General features: G+C 67.0%; 11 protein-coding genes. 10 read left to right on the top strand and 1 reads right to left on the bottom strand.

Translation table 11 applies throughout. From position 1 onward, the window contains the following. Positions 1-31: 31 nt before the first annotated feature. From DKT77_RS12460 to DKT77_RS12415, 10 genes are all read left to right on the top strand, one after another. Complete coding sequence (locus DKT77_RS12460) at positions 32-226, top strand: heavy-metal-associated domain-containing protein (protein WP_109812020.1); 195 nt, start codon at positions 32-34, stop codon at positions 224-226. A gap of 617 nt (positions 227-843) precedes the next feature. Next, entirely contained in the window at positions 844-3,036 is a 2,193-nt protein-coding gene (locus DKT77_RS12455; protein ID WP_109812019.1) for an efflux RND transporter periplasmic adaptor subunit, read from the top strand. Continuing rightward, entirely contained in the window at positions 3,033-6,212 is a 3,180-nt protein-coding gene (locus tag DKT77_RS12450; RefSeq protein WP_109812018.1) for an efflux RND transporter permease subunit, read from the top strand. The genes DKT77_RS12455 and DKT77_RS12450 overlap by 4 nt, the downstream gene beginning before the upstream one ends. A 34-nt stretch (positions 6,213-6,246) precedes the next feature. After that, entirely contained in the window at positions 6,247-6,588 is a 342-nt protein-coding gene (locus tag DKT77_RS12445; protein WP_109812017.1) for a copper-binding protein, read from the top strand. 65 nt (positions 6,589-6,653) lie between these two features. Next, positions 6,654-7,010: a copper resistance CopC family protein gene (locus DKT77_RS12440; RefSeq protein WP_238547855.1), complete on the top strand. Its 357-nt coding sequence runs from the start codon at positions 6,654-6,656 to the stop codon at positions 7,008-7,010. Positions 7,011-7,016: 6 nt separating this feature from the next. After that, the gene (locus tag DKT77_RS12435) at positions 7,017-7,976 is read left to right on the top strand and encodes a copper resistance D family protein (RefSeq protein ID WP_109812016.1); all 960 of its coding nucleotides are present in this window, start codon (positions 7,017-7,019) and stop codon (positions 7,974-7,976) included. Next, positions 7,973-9,349 (top strand): multicopper oxidase family protein, encoded by a 1,377-nt coding sequence (locus DKT77_RS12430; protein ID WP_109812015.1) that lies wholly within the window; start codon positions 7,973-7,975, stop codon positions 9,347-9,349. Before DKT77_RS12435 ends, DKT77_RS12430 begins: the two co-directional genes overlap by 4 nt. A 40-nt stretch (positions 9,350-9,389) precedes the next feature. Next, the gene (locus DKT77_RS12425) at positions 9,390-9,851 is read left to right on the top strand and encodes a DUF411 domain-containing protein (protein WP_109812014.1); all 462 of its coding nucleotides are present in this window, start codon (positions 9,390-9,392) and stop codon (positions 9,849-9,851) included. Between the two features lie 615 nt (positions 9,852-10,466). Next, the gene (locus DKT77_RS12420) at positions 10,467-10,739 is read left to right on the top strand and encodes a hypothetical protein (RefSeq protein WP_109812013.1); all 273 of its coding nucleotides are present in this window, start codon (positions 10,467-10,469) and stop codon (positions 10,737-10,739) included. Between the two features lie 95 nt (positions 10,740-10,834). Further along, positions 10,835-11,422, top strand: a complete 588-nt coding sequence (locus DKT77_RS12415; RefSeq protein WP_109812012.1) for a DUF3489 domain-containing protein — start codon at positions 10,835-10,837, stop codon at positions 11,420-11,422. 58 nt (positions 11,423-11,480) lie between these two features. On the opposite strand, the gene DKT77_RS12410 is transcribed toward DKT77_RS12415, so the two are convergent. Next, on the bottom strand, positions 11,481-12,110 hold the full coding sequence (locus tag DKT77_RS12410) for a class I SAM-dependent methyltransferase (RefSeq protein WP_109812011.1): 630 nt from the start codon (positions 12,108-12,110) through the stop codon (positions 11,481-11,483). Between the last annotated feature and the right edge of the window lie 147 nt (positions 12,111-12,257).

Genomic DNA, 12,257 nt, shown 5'->3' with positions numbered 1-12,257 from the left:
CTAAGACTCAACACGACAAGGAGAACCCGAAATGAAGTTTCACGTCCCGGACATGAGCTGCGGCCACTGCACGGCCGCCATCGACAAGGCGCTCAAGGCGGTCGATCCGGCTGCCAAGGTCGATACCGACCTGACGTCGAAGACCGTCACGATTGCGTCCGGCAAGGATGCCGCTGCATTGCAGGCAGCCATGACGAAAGCCGGCTACCCTGCCACTCCGGCTTGATGAACCCGAGGTGCAAGTGCGGCGCAAGTGCCCGCTGACGCCGAAAAGGATTGGAATCGGTATTCCTGACTCCCGCGCACCGGCAGCCTAAATTCTGTTGCCTGGACGCGCTGCCGCACCTATCTCGGAATCATGAAGAAGTCTTCACACAGTTTCTGGGCGAAAAGTATCATGGTGCTGGGCATGTCCCTCGCGCTCATGATGACTGGCATCCTCGGAGCTGTCGCGAAGGAGCATCCTGCGCACCAAAGCAGTGGAAGCATGGCGTGGGCCGCATCCGATCCCGCATCGATGGGGCACGCGGCGCACCACATGCCTCCGGGAGACGCCAGCGAAGAGTGCTGCGAGCCCGAGACCACGGCGGCGTCGAACTGCCATGTCTTGGCTTGTTGTCTATCGGAGTTGGATTACTCCGGCCTCTTGGCATCCACGAGGCAGGGCCGGAGCGCCTGTGCTCAGGCCTCGGCACAGATAGTCGGACCTTCGATCCAGACGCCTCTCCCTGAACGACCTCCCCGACTTTCCTGACAGGTTCTTGCGGATCCGAGCCCTCGAGCGGCTCGGGTCCATCTTGAATTTTGGGCCGGTCCCCACGGACTGGTCGTCAGGAGGTTGCGATGCGTGGACGCTACACGGCTCTCGCGATCCTTGCCTTGGCGGGCGGGACGGCAGGCGGCATCACCCTTGAGAGGTTCTACCTCAATCCGGCGAACAGGATTGCGTCGGAAGGGCCGGAGATCCTTTACTGGGTGGCCCCGATGGACCCGAACTTCCGGCAGCCAGGACCGGGAAAGTCGCCCATGGGCATGGATCTGATCCCGGTCTATGCCGGTCAGGAGCCCTCCGGCGATCCCGTCGAGGTCTCGCTGAGCGCGGCCGAGATCAACGCGATCGGCGTGCGCACCGCGCTGGCGCGGGTGACCGACGTGGCGCCGCGGATCGAGACTGTGGGCTTCGTCGGCTACGACGAGCACCGCACGAGCCACGTGCATACCCGCGTCGAAGGCTGGATCGAACGGCTGGACGTGCGCGCGGTCGGTGACAGGGTCGAACGGGGACAGGTCCTGTTCGATCTCTTCTCGCCGCTCGTGGCCGCCGCGACGGGCGACCTCATCCGGGCGGTCGAGGATGGCGACCCGCGCATTCTCGACGCGGCGCGCAACAAGCTTCTGAGCCATGGCATGTCCACGCGCCAGATCGCCGAGATCGAGGCCACGGGTCAGCTCGCGCGCAACGTGGAGATCGAGGCGCCCCAGGATGGCGTCGTCATCGCGCTCGACGCCGCCGACGGCATGTACCTGCAGCCCGGCACCCGCGCCTTCTCCATCGCGGACCTGAGCCGGGTCTGGCTGATCGTAGATGTCTTCGAGCGCGACATGGCCCGCCTGTCCGAAGACATGACCGCCACCGCCCGGTTCGAGCACCTCCCCGGCCGCGTCTTCGAAGGCCGGATCGACTACATCTATCCCGAGCTCGACCCGCGCACCCGCACTCTCCCCGTGCGCCTGCGCTTCGACAATTCCGACGGTCTGCTCCGGCCCGGCATGTTCGGCACCGTGAGCCTCGAACCCCAAACGCGCCGTGAGGTGCTGACAGTGCCCTCCGAGGCGGTGATCCGCACCGGTGCCGCGGAACGGGTCATCCTCAGGACGGGAGAAGGCACATTCCGCCCACGGCTCGTCACTACGGGGCTGCGCGACAGCTTCGGCGAAGGCGGCCGGACCGAGATCCTGCAGGGACTTGCCCCGGGCGAAGAGGTGGTCGCCTCGGCGCAGTTCCTGATCGACAGCGAAAGCGCCCTGAACGCCGGTTTCACGCGCATGGCGCCCACCGACGAGGAGCCCGCGCGCGGGACGGGCACGCTCGTCTCGCTCGACCGGGACCGACGGATCGCCACGCTCCGGCACGACGTGCTCGAGAGCCTCGACTGGCCGGCCATGACGTCCGAGTTCCCGGTACGTGCGGACGTGGCGCTCGACCGCCTGCACGGAGGAGAGGAGGTCGCGTTCCGGGCCGCGCGGGGCGCCGACGGTCTCATCGGACTGATCGAGCTCGGACCCGACGACGGTGTCGCGGCGACGGGAACCGGCATCGCCCTCGGCGTGACGCCCGAGGGCAGGCTGACGCTCGATCATGGCCCGATTCCGGACCTCGGCTGGCCGGCCATGCGGATGGACCTCGACGTGGCGGGCATCGATCCGGCCGAGGTTCCGCTAGACACGCCCATCGAATTCGATCTGGCGCGGGGTGAGGGCGGGATGTTCTCGATCATCGCCGTGCGCGCCGAGGGCGAAGACGCGTCGCCGGTGCAGACCGTGGACGAAGCGCCTCCGTCCGCGCCGCCGATTGTCGTTTCCGGAACGATCGACGCCGTCGATCCGGCGACCCGCCAGGCGACGATCACCCACGGACCGATCGCGGAGATCGGCATGCCCGGCATGACGATGGACTTCGCGATCGATTCCGCGCTCGATCTCGCCGCCCTGGAAACCGGCCGCGAGATGACGCTCACCTTCGCGCGGCCCGACGGGATGACCATGCTGCTGGCGGAGGCCGAAGCCGTGGAGCCGCCGATGGAGGTAACGGGCACGATCAACGCGGTGGATACCGAGGCTCGCACGGCGAACGTCACCCATGGGCCGATGATCGAGATCGGCATGCCCGGCATGACCATGGATTTCGCCATCGGCGACTCCATCGACCCGGCCTCCCTGGCCACGGGCGAGGACCTGACGCTGCTCCTGCGACGCAATCCCGACCTTTCAATGACCCTCGTCGGCACCGCTGCCCCGCGGAGCGTGTCGCAATGATCCCCGCCATCATACGCACCTCGATCGCGAACCGGTTCGTCATCGTGGCGCTCGCCTGCATGATGGCGGTTGCCGGCATCTGGGCGCTTCGCGAAACGCCGGTCGACGCGATCCCGGATCTCTCGGACGTGCAGGTGATCGTGCGCACGCCCTATCCGGGTCAGGCGCCGCAGGTCGTTGAGAACCAGATCACCTATCCGCTCGCCACGGCGATGCTCGCGGTGCCCGGCGCGCAGGACGTGCGCGGCTTCTCGTTCTTCGGGGACAGCTTCGTCTACGTGGTCTTCGAGGATGGAACGGATCTCTACTGGGCGCGCTCGCGGGTTCTGGAATATCTCGGCCAGGTGTCAGGAAGCCTGCCCGAAGGCGTGTCGCCGCAGCTGGGCCCCGACGCGACGGGCGTAGGCTGGATATACCAGTATGCCCTGATCGACCGCACCGGAAACCACGACCTGTCGCAACTCCGCACGCTTCAGGACTGGTTCCTGCGCTACGAATTGCAGGCGGTGGACGGCGTGTCCGAGGTCGCCACCATCGGCGGCATGGTCCGGCAATACCAGGTGGTCGTCGATCCCAACCGGCTCAGGGCCTATGACATCACGCTGGCGCAGCTGCGCAGCGCGATCCAGACGGCGAACCGCGAAACCGGCGGCAGCGTCATCGAGATGGGCGAGGCGGAGTTCATGGTCCGCTCGTCGGGCTATATCGACGAGTTGTCCGATCTCGCGAGCGCGCCGCTGATGGTGAACGAGCGCGGTGCAGCGCTCACTCTTGGCGACGTGGCCGAAATCAGGCTGGGACCCGAGATGCGGCGAGGCGTGGGCGAGTTCGACGGGCTCGGCGACGCGGTGGGCGGTGTCGTGATCATGCGCTGGGGCGGCAACGCGCTGGCCACGATCCGCGCGGTGGAGGCTCGGATCGAGGAGTTGCGCCTGAACCTGCCCGAAGGCGTCGAGATCGTCACGACCTACGACCGCTCCGGCGTCATCGAGCGCGCCATCGACAACCTGCAGAAGAAGCTGACGCAGGAATTTGTCGTGGTCGTGCTGGTCTGCGCCGCCTTCCTGCTTCACCTGCGTTCGTCGCTGGTGATCCTGCTGTCGCTCCCCCTGGGCATCTTCGCGGCCTTCATACTGATGAAGGCACAGGGCGTGAACGCCAACATCATGTCACTGGGTGGCATAGCCATTGCGATCGGCGCGATGGTCGACGCGTCCATCGTGATGATCGAGGCGATGCACCGACGACTCGAGAAGGAACGGCTGACGGCAGAAAACCGCTGGCGGATCGTGCAGGACTGCGCCTCCGAAGTCGGGCCCGCGCTCTTCTATTCGCTTGCGATCATCACCGTAAGCTTCCTGCCCGTCTTCGTGCTGGAGAACCAGGAGGGGCGCCTGTTCCAGCCCCTCGCCTATACCAAGACCTACGCCATGGCCGCCGCCGCGATCCTGTCGATCACGCTGGTGCCGGTGCTGATGGGATATTTCGTGCGCGGCCGCATATTGCCGGAGCGGAAGAACCCGCTGAACCGCATCGTGGTCTGGATGTACCGCCCGTTCCTCGACGCGGCCATCGCCTGGCCTTGGGCGACGACATTGCTGGCCGCCGCCGTCGTCGCCTCGATGTGGTATCCGCTCCAGCGCCTCGGCTCCGAGTTCATGCCCGAACTGAACGAGGGCGATTTCCTCTACATGCCGACGCTCTATCCCGGCGTGTCGATCGGCGAGGCACGCGAGGTCCTGCAGCAGACCAACCGCCTGATCGCGACCGTGCCGGAGGTGCTGACCGTCCACGGCAAGGCCGGACGCGCGGAGACGGCGACCGACCCGGCGCCGCTCACGATGATCGAGACGACCATCCAGCTCAGGCCGGAGGAGGAGTGGCGCCCGGGCATGACGATGGAAGGCATCCGGGACGAGCTTGACCGGATCGTGCAGGTGCCCGGTGTCACCAACGTCTGGATCCAGCCGATCAAGAATCGCATCGACATGCTGGCGACCGGTATCCGGACACCGGTCGGGGTCAAGATTTCCGGTCCGGATCTCGACGTGATCGCCCGGATCGGGATCGAGGTCGAGCGCGCTGTAGCGGAGATCGAGGGCACCGCGTCCGCCTATGCCGAGAGACCGGTCGGCGGCCGGTTCATCGAGATCGACGTCAACCGGGAGGCTGCCGCGCGCTACCTGATGAGCGTGCGGGATGTGCAGGACGTGGTCCAGATGGCCATTGGCGGCACGCAAGTCTCGGAATCGGTCGAGGGCCTCGAGCGCTTTCCGATCAACCTGCGGTATCCGCAGGAATGGCGCGACAGCCCCGAACGGCTCGAAGGGCTGCCGGTCGTCACGCCCTCGGGCGCGCATGTGCCGCTCGCGGCGCTGGCCGATATCCGCATCGTCGACGGGCCGGGGATGATCCGCTCGGAAAACGCGCGCCGCACCGGTTTCGTCTTCATCGATATCGCCGGGCGAGACCTCGGCGGATACGTGGCCGAAGCGAGGGACATCGTGGCAGAAGTGGTCGACCTGCCGCCGGGCTACTCTCTGACCTGGTCGGGGCAGTACGAATACATCGAACGCATGCAGGAGCGCCTCATGATCGTGGCGCCCGCCACGCTCCTGATCATCACGCTGATGCTCTTCATGGCGTTCAATCGCGTGATCGAGGTGGGCATCATCCTTGCGGCCTTGCCCCTGGCGCTGGCGGGCGGCGTCTGGTTCCTGTGGTATCTCGCCTTCGACATCTCTGTGGCGGTGCTGGTGGGCTTCATCGCGCTCGCTGGCGTCGCCGTCGAGACGGCCATCGTCATGCTGCTCTACCTCAACCTCGCATGGGAGAAACGGCGCGGCCTCGCGCAATCCGAGAGGCGTGCGCTGACACGGGACGACATCGAAGAGGCCGTTTTCGAGGGCGCGGTGCTGCGCGTGCGGCCGAAGATCATGACGGTGGCGACGATCTTCGCGGCGCTGATCCCGATCATGTACGGCACCGGCACCGGCTCCGAAATCATGCAGAGGATCGCCGCGCCGATGATCGGCGGCATGGTCACGGCGACCCTTCTGACGCTCTTCGTCATCCCCTCGGTCTTCGTGATCTGGAAACGCCTCGCGCTGCGACGCGTGAACCGCGAGATCGCGCCCCCCCTCCTTCGGCCGGACGATCCCATGCCGGCCGAATGATGACCCCCGAAGCAAGCAAGGATTGGAGCTTCCCATGAAGACACTGACCGCAACCCTCGGCCTCCTGGCCCTGTCCTGCGCCCCGGCGCTTGCGCAGATGGACCATGGCATGGATCATTCGAACATGCCGATGTCCGACGAGCAGATGGAGGACGCCGTCCACGCGAACGCCGTCGTCAACTCGATCGGCGAGGGCATGGCCAACGTGACCCACGATCCGATCCCCGAGATCGGCTGGCCCGCCATGACGATGGATCTGCCCCTTCTCGACAGCGCCGAGATGATGGGCGACATCTCGGCGGGCGATCAGGTCACGATCATGCTCGTGAAGGGCGCGGACGGGATGTATGCAATCGGCGCAATGATGCCGAACTGAGACGATTGCGCGGCGACCGGCTGCAATGCACCGGTCGCCCGCTCCGCAAGGAGACGCGAGACGACATGACGAGAAACAAGATGTTCCTTCCGGGTGCTGCCGCGCTGATGCTCGCGGGCACCCCGCTTCTGGCCCATTCCGAGAAGGAAGGCACCACGCCGGCCGACGGCGCGCAACTGACCGAGACGCCGGAGATGATCCATATGGTCTTCGACGACCCGATGCGGATCACCATGGTGCGGCTGGTGAACGCGGATGGCGCCCAGATGCCGCTCGAACGGGAGACCGGCCTCGAGCCGTCGCTCGAATTCCATGCCGAGCCCGAGCCGCTGGCGCCTGGCCGCTACAGGGTGGAGTGGCGCGGGCTGGCCTCTGACGGGCACCCCATGCAGGGCAGCTTCTCCTTCGAGTTGACCGACTGACGCGCGATGCTGGCCGCGCTCACCCAAGCCGATGCCGTGACCTGGCTCTCGATCGTCGCGAAGGCGCTCGCCTATGCGGCAACGTTGAGCGCCGTTGGCAGCGTGCTGGTGCTGGCCCTGTTGCCCGGCCTCGGCGCGGGCGGGCGGGACGCCTTGCGTCGGACAGCAGCCCTGTCGGCGCTCGCCGCTTCCCTCTTTACGGTCCTGCGGCTGCCCCTGCGGGCGAGCTTTCTCATGGGCGGCATGTGGGATGGCGCCATGGACCCCGCGATCCTCGGCATGGTGGCCGAAAGCCCGCTCGGGACGAGCGCCGCGCTGCGGCTCGCGGGGCTCGCCCTCATTCTCTGCGTGCTCTGGCGAGGGCGCACCGGGCTCTGGTTCGCGGTACCGGGTGCGCTTCTGGCCTCCGCCTCTTTCGCCTTTCGCGGCCATGCCCTGTCCGAGCCGCAGGCCATCCTCGGCACGCTGGTGACGCTGCACATTCTCTGCCTCGCCTTCTGGATCGGCGGACTGGCCCCGCTTCTGCGGTCGCTGCGCACCGAGCCACCGGCCTTGGCCGGCGCACTGGCGGAGGCCTTCGGCCGGCAGGCGGTCTGGGCGGTCGGGGTGGTGCTGCTCGGCGGCGCGATCGCGCTTGCGCTCCTGGGCGCGGCGCGGCCATCGGCCCTCGCGAGCCCCTATGGCCAGATGTTCGCGCTCAAGCTTCTCCTTGTCGCGGGTGTTCTCGCCATGGCCGCGCTGAACAGGCTGACGCTCACCCCTGCGCTCCTCGCCGCCCGGCCGGACGCCAGCGCGCGCATGCGCCGCTCCATCCGCGCCGAGGCCGCCCTCATAGCGGGCGTCCTTCTCGTCACGGCGGCGCTTACAACAGTCTCGTCCCCGCCCGGCCCGGGCGAGGACCAGATGGCCGCGCTCGTTCCGCCCGTAATCGGGCAAGTTCAGGACATGACAGGAGATGCGTCGTGACACGACTGACCCGCAGGCACTTCCATGGCGCGGCGCTCGCCGCCGCAGCCGCCGCGACGCTGCCCGGCACGCTCCGGGCCGAGGCCGCTCCGGTGCTCCACGCGCGGCAGGGCAGAGCGCAGCTCGCCCCGGCCGACTATCCCGAAACGCGGATCTGGGGCTATGACGGCACCGTCCCGGGCCCCGTCCTCAGGGCACGCCAGGGCGAACGGATGACCCGCCTGTTACGGAACGGGCTTCCCCAACCGTCCTCGGTGCACTGGCATGGCATCCGGGTGGCGAACGGCATGGATGGTGTTGCGGGCCTGACGCAAGCCGCCGTGGAACCAGGGGAGGAATTTCTCTACGAGTTCACTCTGCCCGATGCGGGCACCTACTGGTATCATCCCCACAACCGCACCTACGAGCAGTTGGCGCGCGGCCTCTACGGGGCGCTGATCGTCGAGGAGAGCACCGGCGCGCCCGAGGTCGATCTGGACGAGGTGCTCCTACTCGACGACTGGCGCCTCACGGACGAGGCTCAGATCGCCGGCGGCTTTGGCAATATGCACGACCGGGCGCATGCCGGGCGGATCGGCAACTGGATCACGGTCAATGGCGACGCTGCCTGGTCGCGCGCGGTGCCGAGGCTCGCCCGTCTGCGGCTCCGCCTCGTGAACACGGCGAACGCGCGGATCTTCACGCTCGCCGCGCAAGGGGTCGAAGGCCGGGTCGTGGCGCTCGACGGGATGCCGCTCGAAGCCCCCCTGCCGCTCGCCGAACTCGCGCTTGCACCGGCGCAGCGAGCCGACCTGATCGTCGACGTGGTGGCCAATGAGGGTGAGGAGGCTGTCCTCCTGAGCCTCGAACGCAACGGCGCCTACGTGCTCGCCGCCTTTCCGGTCGAAGGCATCGCCCGGCCGGCCGCCTTGCCCGCCCCCGACGCCCTGCCGCCGAACCCGGTCCCGGCCCTCGGACCCCTCGACCGCGCGAGACGGGCCGACCTGAAGATGGAAGGCGGCGCGATGAGCGCGATGATGGCAGGTGGCATGATGGGCATGCGCGGGATGGTCTCGGCGGGCAGGGTCTGGGCCTTCAATGGCAAGCTGGAGATGGACGACACGCCGCTCATCGACCTGCACCGCGGCGAGACCGCACGGATCGTCCTGATCAACGACACCGCCTGGCCGCACGGGATGCATCTGCACGGGCACCACTTCCGGCACATCCGTACGAACGGGACCGTGGGCCCGCTGCGCGACACGCTTCTTGTGAACCGCGGCGAAACCGTCGAGATCGCCTTCGTCGCCGACAATCCCGGTGACTGGCTTCTGCATTGCCACATGCTTGAGCACTCTGCCGGCGGAATGATGACCTGGCTGCGTGTCGCGTGACGCGCGGTCCGAGCGAAACTCGAACAGGGAGACACAGCACATGAACCGCAGAAACTTCATCCTCACCGGTATCGCGTCGGGTTTGGGCGCGGCGACGCTCGCCCGCCCGGCACTGGCAACGCCCGGTCAAATGGAGGTCTTCAAATCGCCGACTTGCGGCTGCTGTTCGGCCTGGGTCGACCACATGCTCAGAGCAGGCTTCGATGCCCTGGCGCGCGACGTCGATCATGAGACGCTCTGGTCGATGAAAGCCCTCGCAGGCGTCACACCGGAACTGAGTTCGTGCCACACCGCGTTCGTCGACGGCTACTTCGTCGAAGGTCACGTGCCGGCCGGCGATGTGCAGCGGTTGCTGACCGAGCGCCCGGACGCGCTTGGCCTGACGGTGCCGGGAATGCCGATCGGTTCGCCCGGCATGGAAATGGGCAATCAGCGCGAAGCATTCGATACCCTTCTGGTGCTGCGTAACGGCGCGACGGAGGTCTTCGAGCGGCACGCATAAGGGTTAGCCCAAAGCCCCCGCGGCGGGACAGCGAGGTCGTTCGGAGCGAATGAACCGACGGCGCCTGCGGAAAACCGCAGGCGCACTGCCATGCATATGCCGGGTCCCAAGAAGCGCCTTTGCCGCTGACACCGCAGAGCCGATCTCGCACCCCGACATAATCCTTTGGTATCGACTCGATTGCCAGCTTTGCCCTTGGCAACGCCAATCTCACGGCCTCTTGCCCTGGAAAAGCCGGCTGTGCTCGACAACCAGTCGACGGACTCCTTTCCCAAGAGGACTAGAAGTGACCGTCGCCAATCGCTGAGCAGATTCTTGCGAGAGCGACAACAACCTGCCTCCGCATCGCTTCTGCCAATCTGGTACATGACCAGCCTGCCGTTCGGCCCGACGGCCGTACAGACGGCGCCCTTCCACTCTCCGCCGAGCCCTGGACTCATCTCGCATCACGCCGCGCGACAGCCCGACATGGGCGGCATACTGGCGCTCGCTCATTCCCTGCATCGCCAGCCCCGATTATCATTCAAAGTCAGGTGCTTATATCGTTGATAAGCCTCGCGGACAGAGCGAACGTCATTCCCACGAGGACGATGCAACTCACCCGGAGCCACAACGATGAGCACGCGCCTGAATCCGATCACCAGCCCGCGACACGAACTCCGCGCCGAGAAGGCGCGCCGGAACAGGGAAGCCGCATTGGCCGCCTTCATCGGCAAGAAGGCCGAGATCGACGAGATGCTCGCCCGCCTGCAGGCGCTCAGCGCCGACCACTTCAACGCCCACCCCGACGAAGTGAACTGGGGCCAAGTCGGCACCCTCGAACACTACGCCAGCCTCCTGAAGCGCATCACCGACAGCGCCTTCGGAGAGGGCGAACACGCCGACTGATCTCCGGCACCGCCGGAACTCCCGCCGCGCGCCCTGCGCGGCTCGGGGTCGTAGAAGGCGCCGCATGTCGCGGACCTCGAACACGGAGACCCCAGATGACCAAGCTTTCCGACACGCAAGCGATCATCCTCAGCGCCGCCGCGCAGCGCGAGGACCGCAACGTCCTGCCACTTCCCGGCTCGCTCCGCGGCGGCGCCGCCGCCAAGGTGGTGGGCGCGCTGCTGAAGCGCGGGCTGATCGCGGAGACGACGATGGACAGCCAGACCAAGGCGGACGCCGCCCTCAACCGCATCTGGCGCAACGACGAGGACGGCAACGCCATCCTCCTGCACATCACGAATGCGGGCCTCGGCGCCATCGGCGTCGAGCCGGAGAGCGGCGACAGCGCGCCCATGGGCGCCGACGAGGCGCCTTATGCGGAGGCCCCGCAGGACGCTCCCACCGAGGCCGATCCCGCGCCCAAGGCGCGCACCCCGCGCACGGGCACGAAGCAGGCGAAGCTGATCGAGATGCTCCGCGCCGAGGGCGGCGCGACCATCGACGAGATCGTCGCCGAAACAGGGTGGCAGCCGCACACGGTCCGAGGCGCGTTCGCCGGCGCGCTCAAGAAGAAGCTCGGGCTCGAAGTGACCTCCGAGAAGGTCGAGGGCCGCGGGCGGGTCTACAGCCTGCCGCGCGACTGACGCCGCACGTCACGTCGGTCCCAATGCCGCCGTCCCGCATGGGGCGGCGGCTCCCGTCTCACCGATCTGTCTTCCGGAAGACGCTGTACTGGAAGCTTTGCCGGTTGCCCTTCGGCGTGATGTGCATGTGGCGTCGTGCGTCGAGCGTCTCGTACCGGCCCGGCAGCAGCCTGTCGAGTTCCTGCGCCAGCGCCTCGGGCGCATAGCGCACAACGGGCAGGCCCGAGCATTTCTCCGGTCCGTCGTCCGCGAAGGTCGCGATGATCGCGATCCCACCCGGGCGCAGGGCAGCCGACAGCGTGCGAGCGTAACCGGCACGGTCTTCTGCCGCGGTCAGAAAGTGGAATACCGCACGGTCGTGCCAGACGGCGTAGGTCCGGTCCGGCTCCCACGTCGTGATGTCCGCCTCGATCCATGCGATGCTCTCGCCCCGAGCGCCGAGACGCTGTCTGCTGACCGCCAGTGCGGCGCCCGACAAGTCCAGCACGGTGAGAGGGCCAAACCCCTCCCCGAGCAGGACATCGACGAGACGCGATGCGCCGGCGCCGATGTCGATGAACGGATCGCCCGGATGCAGATGCGCACGGACGAGTTCGAGCGACAGAGCGGGCGTGGCCTCGAACCAGGTCAGTTCGTCTTCCGACCTCGCGCCGTAGACGTCGTCCCAGTGTTTCTGTCCGCCAGTCATCTCGTGCAAACCTCCACATTGCAAATCCTAGCGCATGCTGGAATTGTGAGCGATCCTGATTGCTTTCCGTTGATGGACTCCATTGGATACCACGTGGATTCCGGATCCACCGCGGAGTCCACCACGCAAGCCTCTCGACCTCCAACG

Origin of the sequence: Meridianimarinicoccus roseus (genome assembly GCF_003172915.1) — a bacterium.
In the GTDB taxonomy this organism is placed as follows: Bacteria; Pseudomonadota; Alphaproteobacteria; order Rhodobacterales; family Rhodobacteraceae; genus Meridianimarinicoccus; species Meridianimarinicoccus roseus.
This window is presented reverse-complemented; position numbering and strand designations above follow the sequence as displayed.